Annotated in this window: 23 protein-coding genes; 6 read left to right on the top strand and 17 right to left on the bottom strand. The window is 32.7% G+C overall.

The features are described from left to right. Positions 1-93: 93 nt before the first annotated feature. Positions 94-840, top strand: a complete 747-nt coding sequence (locus ACHZEU_RS17470) for an arylamine N-acetyltransferase (protein ID WP_112116655.1) — start codon at positions 94-96, stop codon at positions 838-840. A gap of 38 nt (positions 841-878) precedes the next feature. On the opposite strand, the gene ACHZEU_RS17465 is transcribed toward ACHZEU_RS17470, so the two are convergent. Further along, complete coding sequence (locus tag ACHZEU_RS17465; RefSeq protein WP_279496160.1) at positions 879-1,964, bottom strand: S-layer homology domain-containing protein; 1,086 nt, start codon at positions 1,962-1,964, stop codon at positions 879-881. 82 nt (positions 1,965-2,046) lie between these two features. Next, positions 2,047-2,406, bottom strand: a complete 360-nt coding sequence (locus ACHZEU_RS17460; protein ID WP_048391834.1) for a VOC family protein — start codon at positions 2,404-2,406, stop codon at positions 2,047-2,049. A gap of 176 nt (positions 2,407-2,582) precedes the next feature. Here ACHZEU_RS17460 and ACHZEU_RS17455 point away from each other — a divergent pair, with 176 nt between their 5' ends. Genes ACHZEU_RS17455 through ACHZEU_RS17445 form a run of 3 tightly spaced genes read left to right on the top strand, consistent with a single transcriptional unit; the run spans position 2,583 to position 4,693 of the window. Beyond that, on the top strand, positions 2,583-3,179 hold the full coding sequence (locus ACHZEU_RS17455) for a TetR/AcrR family transcriptional regulator (RefSeq protein WP_066038296.1): 597 nt from the start codon (positions 2,583-2,585) through the stop codon (positions 3,177-3,179). Beyond that, positions 3,180-3,881, top strand: a complete 702-nt coding sequence (locus ACHZEU_RS17450) for an SGNH/GDSL hydrolase family protein (protein WP_259420062.1) — start codon at positions 3,180-3,182, stop codon at positions 3,879-3,881. 2 nt (positions 3,882-3,883) lie between these two features. Next, entirely contained in the window at positions 3,884-4,693 is an 810-nt protein-coding gene (locus ACHZEU_RS17445; protein WP_279496167.1) for an SDR family NAD(P)-dependent oxidoreductase, read from the top strand. A gap of 40 nt (positions 4,694-4,733) precedes the next feature. Here ACHZEU_RS17445 and ACHZEU_RS17440 read toward each other — a convergent pair whose 3' ends face one another. Then, entirely contained in the window at positions 4,734-5,408 is a 675-nt protein-coding gene (locus tag ACHZEU_RS17440) for an ABC transporter ATP-binding protein (RefSeq protein ID WP_048391842.1), read from the bottom strand. A gap of 2 nt (positions 5,409-5,410) precedes the next feature. Beyond that, positions 5,411-6,442: an ABC transporter permease gene (locus ACHZEU_RS17435; RefSeq protein ID WP_103119109.1), complete on the bottom strand. Its 1,032-nt coding sequence runs from the start codon at positions 6,440-6,442 to the stop codon at positions 5,411-5,413. 390 nt (positions 6,443-6,832) lie between these two features. On the opposite strand from ACHZEU_RS17435, the gene ACHZEU_RS17430 reads away from it, so the two are divergent. Continuing rightward, a complete protein-coding gene (locus ACHZEU_RS17430) occupies positions 6,833-7,033 on the top strand; it encodes a hypothetical protein (protein WP_227744950.1) in 201 nt (66 codons plus the stop codon). Further along, positions 6,996-7,118: a beta-lactamase family protein gene (locus ACHZEU_RS17425; RefSeq protein ID WP_259949915.1), complete on the top strand. Its 123-nt coding sequence runs from the start codon at positions 6,996-6,998 to the stop codon at positions 7,116-7,118. The genes ACHZEU_RS17430 and ACHZEU_RS17425 overlap by 38 nt, the downstream gene beginning before the upstream one ends. Before the next feature lie 378 nt (positions 7,119-7,496). Here ACHZEU_RS17425 and ACHZEU_RS17420 read toward each other — a convergent pair whose 3' ends face one another. The 13 genes from ACHZEU_RS17420 to ACHZEU_RS17360 form a co-directional block, all read right to left on the bottom strand. Beyond that, positions 7,497-8,204 carry a LytTR family DNA-binding domain-containing protein gene (locus ACHZEU_RS17420; RefSeq protein WP_131521058.1) on the bottom strand — a complete coding sequence of 236 codons (708 nt, stop codon included), beginning with the start codon at positions 8,202-8,204 and terminating at the stop codon, positions 7,497-7,499. A gap of 2 nt (positions 8,205-8,206) precedes the next feature. Next, positions 8,207-9,346 (bottom strand): sensor histidine kinase, encoded by a 1,140-nt coding sequence (locus ACHZEU_RS17415; protein WP_193767372.1) that lies wholly within the window; start codon positions 9,344-9,346, stop codon positions 8,207-8,209. Positions 9,347-9,569: 223 nt separating this feature from the next. After that, the gene (locus tag ACHZEU_RS17410; protein ID WP_131521057.1) at positions 9,570-9,722 is read right to left on the bottom strand and encodes a cyclic lactone autoinducer peptide; all 153 of its coding nucleotides are present in this window, start codon (positions 9,720-9,722) and stop codon (positions 9,570-9,572) included. Beyond that, complete coding sequence (locus ACHZEU_RS17405; protein WP_193767371.1) at positions 9,722-10,285, bottom strand: accessory gene regulator B family protein; 564 nt, start codon at positions 10,283-10,285, stop codon at positions 9,722-9,724. The genes ACHZEU_RS17410 and ACHZEU_RS17405 overlap by 1 nt, the downstream gene beginning before the upstream one ends. 161 nt (positions 10,286-10,446) lie before the next feature. Continuing rightward, entirely contained in the window at positions 10,447-11,037 is a 591-nt protein-coding gene (locus ACHZEU_RS17400; RefSeq protein WP_404803588.1) for a hypothetical protein, read from the bottom strand. Between the two features lie 8 nt (positions 11,038-11,045). Further along, positions 11,046-13,427, bottom strand: a complete 2,382-nt coding sequence (locus ACHZEU_RS17395; RefSeq protein ID WP_131521054.1) for an ABC transporter permease — start codon at positions 13,425-13,427, stop codon at positions 11,046-11,048. After that, positions 13,420-14,220 carry an ABC transporter ATP-binding protein gene (locus ACHZEU_RS17390; protein ID WP_373565032.1) on the bottom strand — a complete coding sequence of 267 codons (801 nt, stop codon included), beginning with the start codon at positions 14,218-14,220 and terminating at the stop codon, positions 13,420-13,422. Before ACHZEU_RS17390 ends, ACHZEU_RS17395 begins: the two co-directional genes overlap by 8 nt. After that, complete coding sequence (locus tag ACHZEU_RS17385) at positions 14,198-16,045, bottom strand: ABC transporter ATP-binding protein (protein WP_193767369.1); 1,848 nt, start codon at positions 16,043-16,045, stop codon at positions 14,198-14,200. Before ACHZEU_RS17385 ends, ACHZEU_RS17390 begins: the two co-directional genes overlap by 23 nt. Further along, positions 16,032-16,544, bottom strand: coding sequence for a hypothetical protein (locus ACHZEU_RS17380; RefSeq protein WP_131521052.1), 513 nt, complete (start codon positions 16,542-16,544; stop codon positions 16,032-16,034). Before ACHZEU_RS17380 ends, ACHZEU_RS17385 begins: the two co-directional genes overlap by 14 nt. Before the next feature lie 2 nt (positions 16,545-16,546). Next, positions 16,547-17,038: a MauE/DoxX family redox-associated membrane protein gene (locus tag ACHZEU_RS17375; RefSeq protein WP_131521051.1), complete on the bottom strand. Its 492-nt coding sequence runs from the start codon at positions 17,036-17,038 to the stop codon at positions 16,547-16,549. Next, positions 17,035-17,382 (bottom strand): hypothetical protein, encoded by a 348-nt coding sequence (locus ACHZEU_RS17370; RefSeq protein ID WP_404804601.1) that lies wholly within the window; start codon positions 17,380-17,382, stop codon positions 17,035-17,037. The genes ACHZEU_RS17375 and ACHZEU_RS17370 overlap by 4 nt, the downstream gene beginning before the upstream one ends. 138 nt (positions 17,383-17,520) lie before the next feature. Next, positions 17,521-17,841: a hypothetical protein gene (locus ACHZEU_RS17365; RefSeq protein ID WP_259955591.1), complete on the bottom strand. Its 321-nt coding sequence runs from the start codon at positions 17,839-17,841 to the stop codon at positions 17,521-17,523. 307 nt (positions 17,842-18,148) lie between these two features. Beyond that, positions 18,149-18,388, bottom strand: coding sequence for a hypothetical protein (locus tag ACHZEU_RS17360; protein ID WP_131521049.1), 240 nt, complete (start codon positions 18,386-18,388; stop codon positions 18,149-18,151). Between the last annotated feature and the right edge of the window lie 30 nt (positions 18,389-18,418).

Genomic DNA, 18,418 nt, shown 5'->3' with positions numbered 1-18,418 from the left:
TTTAGCTATTTTTCTATCATTTCCTACTTCAGTTTATGCGTGTAATCTAAGACTATTTCGGTTATGTTATTAATAAGGAAGTGAGGCGATTTTATGAATGAACAGATTCAGCACTATTTACAGTATATTCAATTTCAAGGAACGTTAGAGCCATCTATTCAACTACTTGGACAACTACAAACTAAACATCTATTAACCATTCCCTATGAAAATTTAGATGTTGCCTTGAATCGTGGTATCTCCTTCGCTATTCCTGATATATTTAAGAAAATAATTATTGATAAACGTGGTGGCAATTGTTTTGAATTAAATATCTTATTCAGCTGGCTTCTACGAGAGCTTGGCTTTTCTGTCACCAATCGTTATGCCCAGTTTTGGCGCAACGTAGCGGAAAATACCCCTCCAGAGGAAATTCCTATGCATCAATTATTACTAGTAAATATGAGTGGACAATACTATATCTCGGATGTAGGTGTCGGTGCATTAGCACCCTGTAAACCAGTGCCACTGATTGCTGGCTATCAACACCGTGAAGGTAAAGAGTTATATAAAATAGATTATGATGAAGCGAATGGTTGGATGCTGTTGGAACAAGCTAAACATAGTTGGCGTTTGCTTTATAGTTTTCACGACGATGCCAATGATGCAAAATTTGCACCACGACTTTCCAAGCAAAAAAATAAAATTGCTATGATTCGAACCATTGGTGGCCGTCATACCATGATGAACAACGAATTTAGAATTTATGAAGGACAATCTTTAACTACCTATACAACAAACACTGAGAAGGAATGGCTGCAAGCTCTACAGCGTTTTTTTCATATCTCTGTACAACAATAAGGAAAGCAAGTCCATCGGTGGCTTGCTTTCCTTTCACATTATTTCATTGTCCTATTGAGCAATTCAAACACAACTATGTCATTGTGTAGCTCTTTAACTAAACCTATATCATCTACAAAGTAATAAGTTTTCACTACATCACTAAATTCTGACCTTTTCTCGACTATAACCACGCCCGTATATTGCACATCACCAGCTTGTACCGTACCATCAGTAGATTTTACAGTTACTCGTTCCCCTGCAGAAACCCCTGGATCATCTTCATGTAAAACAACACCTATTCTAAGTGGAAGTTCTATATATAAATCATAATGTGTGTTAGCTTCACTAGCAATGGCTTGTCCGTATGCACGATCATGACCATATAAAAGCTCATCAGAGATAGTTTGTCCTGTACTTACATTTTTGACTGTCCATACATCATTTTTACCGTCGTGTTGCTGATATTGATAGTTTAAAGTATAACGCTTATTGTCACTTAAAGAATAATAGGCATACGTATATTCAAATGCGGGGTCCCTTAGCAAGTTAGGTTTAGAAAGAGTCATTGCTCTCGCTAAAAACGCTGAGAAATGGGCGCGTGTAACAGGGTCATTAGGTTTAAACGAACCATTCTCATAGCCCCTTACTAAATGATTATGGGCCAGTGTTAAAATTTCTTTATAACCTGGTGTCTGCTTACTCACATCTGTAAAATAATAAGGATCTGAACCTTTTAATTGAAAGGCCCTATTTAGCACAATCGCCATTTCCCCCCTAGTAAGCGGTGCATCTGGATGAAATTTATGGGCAGTATCAAATATACCTTTATTTTGCACAGCCGCAATTTCTTTATAAAATTTATGAGTGGTTGTTACATCTTGAAAGTTTGGATTTTGCACATGGATCGTGTTTAATCCTAAAGCACGTGTTAGCATTACAGCTACTTGTGCTTTCGTAATAAAATCATTCGGCTTGAACAAGTTAGTCGAATACCCTTTCGCAATATCCTGTTCTACTAAATAATGAATTTCCGTCGTTAATGTATCATCCGTTAGATCGATAAAGCTGGCTGCCTGCACTTCCTTCGGTAATATACCAATCGTTATCAGGATCAAACATACTAGCTTCAATATGTTCTTCACATTATCCCTCCTCCTTCGATTCTATACCCATAAAGACGTACCCATATGCTTAAAATGAAAAAAGCCTCTATTAAAAGAGACTTTATTCGTTATTTTTATATTGAATTAATCCAATTCCTATTCCAGTCGGATCGACCAAATAAGCTAGATAGAAATCATCAAACGCCATTTTGTCACGCAAAATAGTAGCACCATTGTGTTTTGCCTGTGCAATGACTTCGTCAATTGCCTCCACTTCAATTTGAATTCTTGTACCATGCGGAAAATCGCTTGGTCCTTTACCAATGCCACCATTAATTCCAGCTTTGTCTTCATTCCCAGTCATAACTGCCCAATAATCCCACTTTGGAGCTGCCACCTCCCAGCCAAACACTTTACTATAAAAAGCTGCCGCTTTCTCCGGTTCCTGACTATTTAATTCAAAGCCAATCACTTTTCCCATACATATACCCCCTCATTTTTAGCATAACAAATAATTCAATAATTAATTGGAATTCCCTTCCTGCAACTTTAGAAATTTGACAATATTCCAAATAAAAAATTTATGTATTTAATTAGTTAGAAAATTATGTATAATTAAATTAGAACGATTGTTCAAAACATTAAAGGAGTACAACATTGAGTAAAAGACGCTATGACAGTGACAAGGCAAAGATTGAGATTATCAAACATGCCATCCAATTATTTTCTCAACATGGCTATAATCAGACATCTGTTGGTGATATTTCAAAAGCCTCTGGTTATAGTAAAGGACATATTTATTATCATTTCGAAAATAAAGAAAAGTTATTTGTGCTTTTGGCGCAGCAATCGATGAAAAATTGGCATGACAAATGGTTGCAACAAGAATCTTCATACACCACATCAACAGATAAATTGTATGGTATGGCCATGCATGTCCTCTATGAGTATCAAACACCCTTACTAAAGTCCGGTCAGGAACTGGCATCTAATCCCAAATCAAGTCCTGATTCAATACAACAGTTATTCAATTTAGCTATTACGCCAATGAATGCTTATCGAGCAATTCTTCAAGAGGGCATCGACCAAAACGAATTTGTTCATGGCAATGTAGATACATGGACCGTCTTACTTGGCACATGGCTAGGTGGATTATGTCAGCTGACCAATACTCATAACTTGAAATCATTAGAACCACTCTTTCAACAGGCAATAACGATTTTCTTAAAAGAAATTAAAAAAGGTGGGGTTTAAATGAAAGTAGGTTTAATAGGTGATAGCTTAACAGAAGGTCGTCCAGGCGTTTCATTTTATGATCTCTTGAAACATCAATATCCTCATATTTCATTCGATAATCTTGGAAATCCAGGCGAGACGATTAAAAGTTTATTTACTCGCTTGGAAAAAATGCCGCTCCAATCTTCCTATGATCTCCTTATTCTTTGGATAGGCGTCAATGACGTCTATTCAAAATTATTAAAGGTGCAAGCACAGCCTGTGGCGAAGGATCACATTGAATTCGAAGAGTACTGCCTCAAGGTATTAGAGAAAGCACATGACGCTTCCAAAAATGTTGTATTAGTATCTCCAGCATTAGTAGGAGAAGATCTTCAAAATCCCTCTAACAAAGAAATAACACAATTAACGTCTGTTATGGAGTCTATTTCAATGAAATCTGGCAATGTTTATTTTGTAAATATGCAAAATCTCTTTAAAGATCATTTAGAACATTTGGAGTGCTCAGGCTTTATTAATACGAATGTAATAAGAGTCCTACTGGATGTTTTATTTTACAAAAGTCCTTTACGTATCGATAAATTATCTCAAAAAAGAGGGCTACATGTAACTTTAGATGGTGTTCATTTGAATAGTAAAGGTGCTGATTTAGTGGCACAGCAATATAGCTCTATCATTGAACTTTATAAAGTCGAAGGAGACAAAATCGGGAGGTCCTAAAGATGAGAAAGATTGCTGTTGTTACTGGCGGTGTTTCAGGGATAGGAAAGGCTATTTGCCAAGAATTAATTGCTCGACATATATTTGTCATTATTGCTGATATTCAAGATCATGAGGGTCGTGTGTTAGAAGCAGAGTTAAATAAGGATATCGCCAATGTAAAATTTGTACATTTAAATGTAACCGATTACAAAAATGTAACTTCTGTCATTCATGATGTATTTGAAGAATTTCACCGTATAGATTATCTGTTTAATAATGCTGGTATCGCTATGTATGGGGAGATGGGTGAAATGACTATTGAGGATTGGAAGGAAATTATGGCCATTAATTTATGGGGTGTCATTTATGGGACTCAAATAGGCTACCCACTTATGAAAAAACAAGGTTTTGGTCATATCGTCAATACCTCCTCTGCTGCAGGGTTAGGACCTTCTCCTTTTTCTACTGCATACGCTACTACCAAACATGCTGTTATAGGACTAACAACCTCTCTACACTATGAGGCTGAGGAATTCGGGATTAAGGTGAGCACTCTATGTCCAACGTTTGTGGATACACCAATTTTCGATAATGCAAAGGCGATTCATATGGATAAATCCATTATCACCAAACAATTAAAGCAGCAAAAAATGATCTCACCTCAGCGAATTGCAAAAATGGCTATAGAGGGTGTTCATCAAAATAAGCCTATCATTTGTCCAATGCCAATGCGCAAAACACTGGATGTTGTTTTTACTATTTTTCCTTTTTTACACAAAGCGTTAATGAGAATGGTTTGTAAAGTGAGTCGTAATGCACGTTTAACCTAATGTTTCACAAGGCTCCCTTCTAATGGGAGCCTTGCTTATTTTATAATACGACACCATCGCTCATTTTAATAATACGATCTGTATATGCCAACATTTCTTCGTCATGCGTCACTAATAATGTTGTTATATTTAAAGTTTTTGTTAATGTTCTTAATAACAACATAATCTCTTTAGAGCGCTGTGAATCTAAACTAGCCGTTGGTTCATCAGCAAACAATACTTTCGGTTGATGAATAATAGCACGTGCAATTGCTACACGTTGCTTCTCTCCCCCTGACAAGGAGGAAGGATAGGCAGTTTTACGATGTTCCATTCCAACTAACTCCAATAGCCGATTGACTTCATATTTCTGTTCATTCTTTTTTAATGGAGATTCAGCTACATCTAGCATTAATAGCAATTGTTCCTCCACTGTCAAAAAGGGAACGAGATGTGCAAATTGAAAAACAAAACCGAATTTACTTGCACGTAATTTTCGTACCTGGTCGGTTTTCATCGTCGTAAGATTCTGCTCTTCAAATAACACTTGCCCATCTGTTGCTGGTTGTAGTCCTGCAGCGATCGTTAATAATGTACTTTTCCCAGAGCCAGAAGCACCTACCAATGCTGTAATCTCTCCTTCATTTAAAGAAAGATTGATGCCCTTTAAGATCTCTTCCTCGACTTCACCATTCTTAAACGTTTTTCGTACTTCATCAATTGTAAATAACGTCATGATTAAGCCTCCCCTTGCTGTATTGCTTGTAACGGTTCAATTTTTTTAATTTGCATTCCTGACAAGGTCGCACCAATAAAGCCTATGAGGAGGAATACAACGGATAACTGTGTTGTAGTGCCTATTGTTAAAGTGAATGGCATCCCCTTAGGAGCAACTATATTAAATAGCTGGCTAAGACTGACAGATACCACAAGTGAAAAGATTGTAATAATAGCCATCTGTGTCCAGATCATTTTAAATAGCTTACTTGTTTTTAATCCAATCGCTTTTAAAATGCCATACAAGCCAATTTTTTGCACATTCATCATATAGAAGAAAATAGCAAACAACATCCCACTAATGACAACTAAGAACCATATAATCATATTTAAAGATAATTGTTCCGCATTATAACTAGGGATAGTATTGAGAAACTCTTTATTGCTATATGCTTGCAATCCCTTAATATCATTTGGCTCACTATTTGGTACAAAAATTAATTGTTTATCAGCTACCCGATACATCTCCTGATAAGCCTCTTCACTAATATAAGCAACGGGAGCATGGCTATATTTTTTTTGCTCTACAAAACCTTTTACAATGAACTTTCCACTGTATTGATTATTCGTTAATATATCTCCAACTTGTATTCCTTTATCTTGTAGTGAGCTATCCAAAAGCAACTCGTCTTGATGCACATTGCTAAAAAGTGTAGATTCCGTTGATGTCACAAAGGCTACACTTTGTTGTTTATCATCCTGATCATTTAAAAAGCCCATCTGGATCGAAAAAGCTACTGCCTCTTTTTCTTTACTTATGACTTTCTGCTGCAGATCGCTATCGATTCTTGAAAGATTAAATGTGCCATCTGCATCCTCAGCCATGTAAAATTGTCCCTTCGGTAAATCCTTAATTAAAGCTGCATTATCCTGTGACAGACCATTTGCTAAACCCGAGATAATAAACGTTAAAAAACTAACTAGGAAGATAATGGAGCCCAAGATTAAAAACCGTACTTTATTCTTCTTCATTTCTTTCCAGGCAAGATTCATCACTAACCCCTCCATTTCTTTGATTACTCATAGCTTAAAATTGTTAAATGAACAGAGCATGAACTAATCGTAAAAATTTAGAGATTATATAAAAAGCCGCTCTATAAAGACATTTTTATCTCATAGAGTGGCTTCTTTTTTGAATCTTATTTATCTTTACTTGCTAAAATCTTTTTTGCTAACAAAATTTCTCCTACTATAAATGAGTTGATATTTTTAATAACAATTATATATTTTGTAAAACTTATAATAAGGTTTGTTTAACAGATTACATAAATCAAAAGTTATATACACGAAAAATTTCCAAGAATTTCTTTATTTCTACCCTTGTTATTGTCATAGTGTCTATAGTAATTTTGGACGTAATAATCATAGTAATCTATTGGAAGTATGGCTGAAAAAATCGATCAATACTTAAAAAATAAAAAATTTCAAGGTATCGTTCTTATTGCAAAGAAAGGTAAAATTTTATTTACAAAAGGTTACGGTTTGGCAGACACTGATTTACCTAATAGCCCAACCACACTCAGAAACATTCACTGCTGTAGCGATCATGCAACTAGAAGAAAAAGGACTTTTAAACCTAGATAATCCAATTTCACAATACTTTCCAGACTTTCCGAATGGAGGGTCTATTCAAATAAGTCATCTCCTATCTAAGTCGTTTCCGTCATAGCACGGCTCAATGACGAGAAGTTAACAGTGATTGTTCTTAGCAACGAGATGACAGTGAATTCTAAAAGAATCAACCCTCATTTTACTTCCATCGTTCTTCAGCAGCCAATTTGGATATGGGAAGAATAATAGAACTATTTCATTATTATAATACAGTGTTTAATGGTGATTAGAATAGTATCTTTAAACATTTCTTATCCGTAGTAGTATAGATTGAAGCAACAGAGTATATAGCACATTTAACAAAGGTTGTTTCACACATTTATAAGGAACGTCTAAAGCAAAAGGATTGCGAGTTCAGTCATACAAAATAAACTCACAATCCTTGTTATATCGATGAAAAAGTAAGCATAAGTTTTTTTACTAGGTGGATGTCTAACTATTTTAACCCCTTTATAAGTCGTGCAGAGGCAAAGCAAGTTTCACCATTTTTGAAATATACAACTCGTTCCTTATGATCTACAAATTCAATGTTTTGTTTATTCACAATAAAAGCCTTATGACATTGATACATCGATGTATGTGCTTCCTTAAAATCCTTTAAGCGACCATAAAACTCAATATGCTCATTTTCTAAATGTAATATAATTTTATGTAATTTTGGGGATGCCGCAAAAAAGTATATATCCTGAATAGCAATATTCCTTGTATAACCATTTGCTCTTATTTGAATCTGTGAAGGTGATTGTTGTTGGCCAATTTGTATATACTTTTCATATGCAACTTTTAGTGTTGTTAATATTTTTTGCTGTAACATACCTGTGTGATCCTTAATAATAAAATCTAACGCAGCAATTTTATACATAAACGTTAAATAGGTCATTTCTGCATGGGTTGTGACAAATATAATACTGCACAATGGGTCACGTTGGCGAATCATATCCCCTAACATAAGCCCTGTCACCTCATGGTTCAAATCAATATCCAAAAAATAACAATCTGCTTTTTCATATGTAATGACTTCATTAGGGTTTGTAGTTGTAAGTACAATTTCAATCCCGTTCCCTTCCATCATAGCATAGTTTTTAATGGTTTTTTTGATATGCTCTAATTGTACAACATTATCTTCACAAATAATCACTTTCATATTTACACCCCCTCCTCCTCAATAAACAACTCTTGTATAAATAAATTGCCATTTATTTTTGTATTTAAACGAAGTTTTGGAGATGCATCTACCATTTGACGTAATATAGATAAGCCCAAGCCTCGCTCCTCTCCTTTTGTCGAGAAGCCTTCTTTGAAAATTTCATGCACTTTTAACTCATAACTTTTATTGGATGAAAATGTATTCATACATGCAATTAACACAGCTTTTTCCATTCGAATAAATGCTAATCGAATCCAAGGCTCTGTAGCATGTTTACTGGCTTCAAGCGCATTGTCCAATAGTATGCCGCACATACGATTTAATTGAATCTCATCCAATGCTATTCTATCGATTTTTTCGACAATCTCAATGTACATTGGAACGTGAAACGTTTGCGCTTGAATAAGTTTTGTTGTTAAAAGTCCTTTTAAACTAGCTATATTTAAACAGTTAAGCATCGAAAAGGATATTTCATGCGCTTGCTCTTTCTTTTCAGTTTGTAAAATATGTCGATAAAAATAGGTTTCTAGTTCTGAGTAACTTTTAGAATCTATAAAATGACGCATTGATGTTAAAATATTCATATAATCATGTTTAAATTGACGCATATCTCTATTAATTTCTTCAAGCGAAGACACATATGAATTAAATTCTTCTAATTCCATTTCCTTTTGTTTAATATGTATGTTCTTAATAGCTAAGTAAACAAAGAAACCAATAATAATGATAAAGATCATCAAATAAATCACAAAAAAGAACAAATTATGTTGGACACTTTTGATAAACGATGTACCATCCATCAACACAATATCAGTATACATAAAGACAATCGTCATAAGCATCAAGGGAATCATTGCAGGTATAATGTATTGCTTAAACACATACCATCTAACAAAATAATCGAATAACTTTATGTAGACAAGCACCAATATAAATAGGATACTCATCGAAAAAATGAGTTGTACCAATGGAGAAGTGATGATAGCATCCATGCCATTCGATAAATGATACACGACAAGCGAAGAAATATGATCTGCCAAAACAACTAAAACAATCGTAAACAGCACATGGGCCACATTCCGCCAACGCTTTGTTTGCCGGTAGACGAAGAAACTTTCCACTAATAGGATGTACGCCATAGCATAGACACCTATAAAAGCAAAAAACACTACTGATGGCGAAACTATTAATAAAGAAATCTTCAATATCATTTTTTTTGTTATTGCAATTTTGCTAAAATATAACGGTAAAATACTTAATATCAAAAATTGATAAATAATCAAAGTTAAATAGGATATACTCCACATACGAATAACATGATCCTTCCAAAATAACATATAATCAATATCTATCTTAGAATATTTATGTATTTTTTTCAAATTTATTGAAATTTAATTCTTGTGGCAACTCCTCTTCTCCTAAAGCTCCCCAACACATATAAACAGAGCTAAAGTCAGCCAATTTAACGAATAAATTATATAAATAATCAATAATATTGTCGATAATAAATTTCATTAATGAGATCCTCCTATTTTTGCAATAACCACTAAAACAATCCCCTTCAAAAATCCTGCTAAGAAAAATACACTTATGGATGTTGGAAAAATAACGAGTAGTCCCCCCAACACAATAAGTCTGCTATACAGTTTTTTAAACAAAAATGTTCGATGAGCTTCACCCTGTACTTTTGTTTTTTTAGAACTCACTGGACCAATAAACAATAAGATGACAGCTCCTAGCAAAAACGCCCCCCAAACAACGAGTGAAGTGATAGGCAATGCTACAGCTAGCCATGTGATGAACGGAAATGAAATACAACTAACAATAAGACACGTTTTAAATGATGAACAATGCGCACCATATGCTACTTGACGCACCAATAGAAATCCAATTTGAACCAGTAACATTCTCCAAAATAAACCGAACGCTATAGCTATACCGTAAATAATCAAAAATTTTTTTAACTCGCTTGTAACAACACGAAATCCATACACTAATTTAATTTTATCTAACTGTGTTAACGGTCTTCTATGTTCAAAAAAATCTACTAGCATTTCCTCTTTTGCAGTAAATTCCATCTCATCACCTCCTTGATCACTAGTATAAAACATGTAACATCAAAATAGTTAAAAATATCCTAAAAAGTATATTTTTAAAGATAATCGCCTATTTTCAATCTTCTCTTTTACATAAACGTTCAAAAAAAGAACGTAAGCGTAAAGTGCCACTTAACGTTCCCTTAAATAAGTTTTTCTGTATATGCTTTATAAACTGCTTCTAAATAATGAGATGTTCCAAAATATGCATTAATATGTCTAATCGATTGCTCTATCTCTGTATTTGTAAATTTTTGAGAGTTACAAAGAAAGTCAATGGAGTGACCCTTTGCCAATTCCATGAGCACACTCATTTCTAACATATTCAATCCGCCCAATCGTCTTGTATCAACTATTTCTATTGAGTCTCCTTCAATGATATGAACTAGTTGTTCTATCGTCATATTTTTATTTATTACCTTACAATTCAAGATATTATTTGTGTAGTAATGAATCTCTCCAATATTTTCATCTGTCATAAAAACAATTTGGCATTTCATTGTTTCGAGGTTTTTTAAATATGGTATATAGTGAACAAAATGCTTATAAGATGTGTCAATTAACACAACATCATATTTTTTATTGGCATTTATCCTTATGACAACCTCACTCAACAAGTTAATGGTATCAACTACCCAAGACGGTCTATACATAGTGAACATATTTTTTAAAAGCTCTTGCATAAGCGTGTAATCTGAATGTACTAAGATATACATTATTCTGTTATCTGACACGAACATTTCTATATAACACTCCGTTTTACAAATCGAGCAATATATAGTCGACAACATACTAAAATAATCATCGCTGTACCTATACTTGAACTAAATATAAATAAGAAATCCCATTCTATTGGCCCATCTGCGTCAATTTGCATGATTAACTTTGTTAAAAACATGCCACTTGTTAATCCAAGTAGTAAACCGATAGTGACAATAAAGAGAACTTCAGACCAAATAACCTGTTTTAATTCTTTTGGGGCAAGCCCGATTAAACGTTGTGTATTGTATTGGTCTCTTCTTTTAAAGATTATATGAAAAATCGTTTGCACTAGACCAGTACAACTCGCTACTACTAAAGCAGTCAAAATGAGCATGAACATTGCCCATCGTTGATAAAACCATTCCGAGGCTTGCTCTAAAAGAACAGCTCGCTCCACAATTTTTAACGTTGGCCAATCATGAATCGTCTGTTGGAGATCGTCTAATGTTGTGCCATTACCTAAAGTTAAATGGATTTTATCAATTGTTACAACATCTTTAATCAAAGGGGAATTCCAATCAACAAAAAGTTGTTTATATTTGTTTTCAGTTGGAACAATTCCAGTAATTCTTAAACGAATGACTTTTTCATTTGACCGTCTATCTAAGTAATCGCCTTCTAAAACATCGCCTATTTTTAAATCATACTTATCAGCTACATCATCTGTAATTTCAACTCTATCTGCTCCACCAAAATCTTTGGCAAAATAATTCAGATTAACACCATTATTAGTGAGAAAAGAACTACCCTTACTATCTAATTGTATTTCTTTTATTGAAATTTTTTTTCGCAATAACTCTATATCATTATAAGAAATATTTTCAAAATAAGGATTATCAATCGCTACTTCATACGGATAGGTTTTTTCAATCGTTGTTTCCTCGGATTGTACAATAGATTTCAAAAATGTACCATTAAACGTAATAATCATAATCAAAATCGCTAATATACAAACAACAGGAACATAGTTACTTAAATTAGGGATGAATTGAATTTTTACATAGTGCGCTTTGTTTCCTAAATAGCGATGAATCCAGGAAGAATATTTTTTCAATGTGTATACTATCATATATGGGAATAAAAAGAATAGACAACCTATGATACATACACTTCCAGTAAAAATGAGAATAATTGATTGAATTGCATCATTTTGCAAAATACCTTGTGCAAGAATAAGTAAGGACATCACACCTACTATAAAAGTAAGTACGGTCTTCCATTTCGTCCAATGATATGATTTAAACTCATAATTTCTTTTCATTGCTAAAGGTAATATTTTAGTTACCCTCGCTACTTGAACAAACACAAACATGTAGAGTAAGAAATAAATAGCAAGTAAAATTGCTGAAAAATAGACAACAGGAATGTTAAAATGGGCTTGTGGTAAGCCAACCATCTCAACCAAAGATGGGACAACGAATTTTAGCAACAAAAGGCTACTGATTGTGCCTGTCCCCACACCTATTAGTAATATGATAGTCGATTGATAGTTGACAATCTTTTTTAGTTGCCCTGTCGTTGCTCCCATTGTTCTTAAAACGAAAAATTGGGCTTGTAAACGACTAAATAATAATGAAAAAGTGGACTTCAATAATAGACCACTAATAATGATAATACTAAACACTAACATCATGATGAAAACGAGTAAGGAATTTAAATTTGCTTGTACCCAGTCCGTTTCTTTCGTTATATCTACACGTATATTTGGGAAAAATTGATGTAATACAGTAGCTGTCTGCCACACATCCGTTGTTTTAATCATGACAAACAAGCCTTTTACATCCGATGGAATACTACTTACAATTTTCAAAGAATCAATGTCCATATAGAGAATAGGCGCATCTTCTCCATATTCATTAGGAGATAGCACTCCTTTTATAAGAAACGGCTTACCATTTACCATAATTGAATCTGAAACAGACTTATTTAATGTTTTTGATAACGAATGTGAAATAATAACTTCATTATCTTTCGGTATGTCGTTCAAATGATAAAATCCTTTTGTTAAATGCCCATTTGTAACACCTAATGTATAGGCTCCTTCAATCTTATCAATAGATGTAAATTGTAGTAAAATCGGTTCCACAAGCTCGACTTCTTCTAAAGTTTTAATCTGATTAAAACTTTCTTTCGTAATCCATTGACTAGACTCTTGACTAGATGAAAGGTTATAACCAGCAGAAATATCCACATCCCCATACAAGTTACGAATATTGTCTTCCATTTCTGTTCGTGCATTTTCAACATAGATCAACATTGTTGCAATTAAACAAACAGCGAGTGCTACAACTTGTATGGCAATGATTACTTGTATTTTAGCAGCTCTACAAAGTTTCCAAGCAATATTCTTTAAATCATACATTGAGATAACTCCTCTGTATGTTTTTAAATTTGTCAAAAATCATCGATAAATTATCGCTATTTACTTGATTGATATAACTATCTACTAATTTCCCTTTATGAAAGAATAGTACACGATCAGCATAAGTCGATACATGTGGATCATGTGTTACCAATATAATTGTTTGATTTGTTAGATTTTTCAATTGAACAAGTGTTGTTAAAATATCATTAGTTGTATTCACATCTAAGGCCCCTGTTGGCTCATCTGCCAGTAATAATAGCGGATTGGCAATAATCGCTCGTGATATAGCCACTCGTTGTTTTTGCCCACCAGATAATTCATGTGGTTTCTTCACAGCTAAATCACTAATTGACATTTTTGTTAAAACATCTTTCACCTTTTGCGCAATTTTTTTAGAGTCCTCATCTAGCAAAATTAAAGGCAGAGCCACATTATCTGATACCGTCAATTCATCTAATAAGTTAAAATTTTGAAATATAAAACCTATATTTCGTTTTCTAAATTCCGATGCTATCGGTTCTTGAAATTGCTCAATCATTGGTACACCTTGAAACATTAATTCCCCATGTGTAGGTTTGTCTAAAGCAGCTAAAATATTAAGTAATGTACTTTTCCCTGAACCACTCGTACCCATTATTGCTACGATTTCGTTTTGGTAAATTTCACAATTGATTGTATCTAGTGCTTGTACAATAAAATCCTTTGACTGAAATTCCTTTGACACATTTTTCATCACTACTAATGGGGTTTCTTTCATATTTTGTGTCTCATGTAGTTTCAACGGTTTCATGAAAATGCTCCTTTCGCTCATACCATTTGGATTGGGCTTGATGCATACGATAAAATAATCCTTTATTATTTATTAATTCATCAAAAGTACCAATTTCTTCAATTTTCCCCTTATCCATTACGATAATCTTATCTGATAATTTCGTGGGTCCGATTCTATGTGTAATCGTAATCGTTGTTTTATCATCTGTCATGCTATCAAATAATTCAAGTGTTTTTAATTCTGAATGAGGATCTAATGACGCTGTAGGTTCATCCAACAAAATCAAACTAACATCCTTCATTAGCGCTCGTCCTAAAGCTATTTTTTGCCATTCTCCCCCAGATAGATCAATTCCGCCATCCATTTCTTTAGATAAATAAGTATCTAAGTCAACATTATGGATTGATAATTTATGTCCCAATCCTACTTTTCTTATGACATCCCATATTTTCTGGTCATTCTCCATGTCATCTACATTGCCAAAACCAATATTTTCTCTTAAGGAATACATATATTTAGGGAATGTTTGAAAAACAACAGCAACTTGTTTATGTAAACTAGATTTATCAATGTCGGTCATATTTTCTCCATTTACTAAAATCGTTCCTTCTGTCAAATTGAATAATCCTACTAAACAATGGGCGAGTGTTGTTTTCCCTGAACCGTTTCCACCTACAATCGAAATTTTTTCTCCTCTTCGTATTGAAAAGTTCAATTTTGAAAAAGCTGAAATATCAGAATAAGGATAGTTGAAAGTGCCATTTTTAATATCAATCGTTTCAATAGAATTAATTTCTTCTCTCTTTTCGTCATCAAAATGTTCTATTTTCAACAACTTGATTAATGCATTATTATAAATAGCTGCTTCAAAAATAGAAGCTATATGTGCACCAATTTGAGCAAAAATGCCCTGTAAAGTAATTATAGCTGCAGTTAACGCCACATAACTCCCTATTGTTAAAGCGTTCTCTACTAGTTGATAAACAAAGAATACAGATACACCTGTATTGATAACTCCTACAAATAGTATCATCACTGCACTATTTTTCAGTTCCCACTTTGTCACTTCAAGTCTCTTGTTCATCGTATAAAAATAAAGTTTTTTCCATTTTTCCAGTAAATAATCACTCAATGTATACACTTTAATTTCCTTTAAATAGCTTTTGTCAAAAAAAAGGGATTCTGTATAAGAAAGCTCTCTTTCTTTAAATACAACGTTTTTTTCAACTTTATAATTTTTAAGTTTGCTAAAAAAAACAATGACAACCCCGGGAATTGTTGATAAAAGCACAGTTAAAGGTAATGTCCAATGAATAGCCATTAAAATCGCAAAAACTGAAAATAACGAAAATACACTTGTAATGATCTGCAAAAAAGAATATGTTGTACCTAACCCATTTCCTTCCAATGCTTTGGCTGCCAGATTCACTTGATTGTAAAAAAAGCTAGACTCAAAGTTTTCTAAAGAAACGCTAGTTACTTTTTTGTTTAACATCGCTTTAAATAAATAATTCACTCTTAAAGAAATTTTTCGAAATAGATAATCTTGAATTTTTCCAGATAGTTGTCCAAATAGACTAAGAAACGTTATTGCTACAAGGAGAACTAACACAAACCCCAATTCATTAGGAATTTTCTGCACCACCGTTAGTTGATCTATCAACCTTTTCTGTAGCAAAATTTCTAAAGGTAACATAATAGAAGTTATTATGCTTAAAATAGTTAAAAAAAGAAATATGCTCTTTTGTTCTCTCCAAATATTTTTCAAATAAAAATACTGTGAATAGAAAAAGTCTCTAACAGGTCGATCTTTCTCATGGAATTTTAATTCATTCAACTTCATAGTCATTCACATCCAAAAGATTTTCTAAACTTGCGATTCCTTTCTTCTCTACTACAAAATTATTAGTATTCAAAACTAGATACATTGGAAAGACATCTATTTTTAACTGATTAGAAAGAATTTCTTCTTCTATAAAATAAATATATTCATCCTCTAAATAGCTCAGGTTATCCCGATTTTCTATCGTATCCGTTGCTATAAAAATATACTTTTCTTTTTTAACAGGAATTAAAAAATTGAGTTTTTTTAATGTTGCTTTACAAGCAGAACACTGACTATCAATAAATACTAAAGTCTGCACATTAATCTCATTCATAATATCTTGAACTTTAACAGATTCAAATTGTTTATTCTTCAATGGAATCAACGGAAAAACGTTTTTTTCCATCGGTCCCCATTTTTCTACATTTAGCACTCGTCTAGTTCTTAATGAAATCAAAATGCTAAGCATTAATACACAAGAAATGATGACGAAAGCATAATAAATTTCCATGTCCATCGTTACACCACCTCTACGTTTCTTCTAATAATTATTAAAGTGATGAACCATAAAAGAACAGGTACGAGATAAAATATATTGCCAAAGTCAAGTATATTCATATTACCTTTATCAAAATAGAGTAGTGGCACTATACTGAAAAACATGCATAGACTTTGTATTAAGCCACCCAGTCCTGTCTTAGTTGGAATTAAATTGCCGAAACATTTACAGTCCTCTTCTATCTTATTAATAAGTGCATACGAATTAATAATTATAAAGAGTAAAATTAAAGATAAGGCACTAATATAAAGTATAGGGTGAGCATAAATAAACAAACTGACACCTATTACAATTTCAAATAATGGGAATAACAATGCCAAAAATGTAATTAAAATATCATTGATAGGAATATACTTTAAAAAAAACTGCTTTGTATTTGAATGTGAGATTAATTTAGAAATCCCAGAAAGTATCAATACTAAAGCAGAACCATAACAAAAAATATAAATCATAGTATCTCTCCTAAAAAAATTAAGAAAGTTAATGTGAATTTCACATAATTGTATCCTAAATTTTTTATATTTATATTGATAGGTATGTTTTCAAAACAACCACAGTTACGTGTCTTTCCTCCTTTAGAAGGTTTAAACAGTAAAAAAAGATTGAACAATTGCAACATTACAGCGGTCATACATATGTAAACATTCACAAATTGAATTAATAAGGAGATACCTACAAGCACATCTAAACTCACTAAAATGCTTACGAATATCGGAGATATTGTTATTTTTTCATTTATCGCCACGTAATAATGATAAATTTTAAAAACTTTATTGAATCCGTTTTTTAGAAAAATAATTGCTACAACCAGATAAACAATAATGATATTCAGTCAACTCCTTTTCTTTCAAGCCACTATTAAAATCCTTTAATATACAAGGATTTTAATAGTAAAATACACACAAAATTTTATATTGTTTCAAAGAGATTTACCTTATGAAGAAAAATTCATTATATCTTCCCAATAATATTTTTCACCCATATATAGTAATACTGGAATTTCTTCAATTTGCAATTGATTTAATTTCATCAAATGTTCGACTTTTATCTCGTTATCGTTTTCAAATAACACTTTTATCAAAATAACTTCTCTCTTTTTTGAAATTCTACGATAAAAAGCATTCAAAACATATAAGTTATCAAAAATGTTATTTTCATCCGAAATCAAATATGTTCTTCCCTTTTCCAGGAAATCTATTTGCTCAATCTGTATAAATCTCCGCTGAAAATCAATGCAGTTTCTTAATTTTGTCAAATTGTAAAAAAAGAAAATCAAAAATACAATCCCGAAAATTAGTGTCATACTTTATTTATCAGTTAGAAAAATATGAAAACGTTCATTTCACATTTTGTAGGAGTATTGTGCTATTACTATAGGGCAAATTTAGTTTTTGTATTTATTTTCTGCTATAGAACCATAACGATTCATCGTAGACTCTTCACCAAAACCTGTTCTTGACTATACATTCCTGTTACAACTTTTATGTAATAAAAAAGTAGAACATTAATTACAGTTAACATCGAAATAAATAAAATAGTTTTGGTATTAACCTATTTATAAGTTAGCAGTCATCTTTTTCTGCAGAACAACTAACCGTTTCAGTCTTACAAACGTAACATATATTTACAACTCCAGGACCATAACATGGTTCGGTTCTATATTTACGTCTTCTATAACTACCTTTTACAGCACCTGTTTCATCAAAAAATGGCAATTCTTTACCCCAGCCACATTGACCTTTAATGATTTCCGAACTATTTCCACTATCTAAAAGCATTGGTTTGCTATATGTCATTAACATAATTATTTCCTCCTGCAACCCTTAGAAATA

The organism is Lysinibacillus sp. S1, assembly GCF_044986265.1.
In the GTDB taxonomy this organism is placed as follows: Bacteria; Bacillota; Bacilli; order Bacillales_A; family Planococcaceae; genus Lysinibacillus; species Lysinibacillus capsici.
This window is presented reverse-complemented; position numbering and strand designations above follow the sequence as displayed.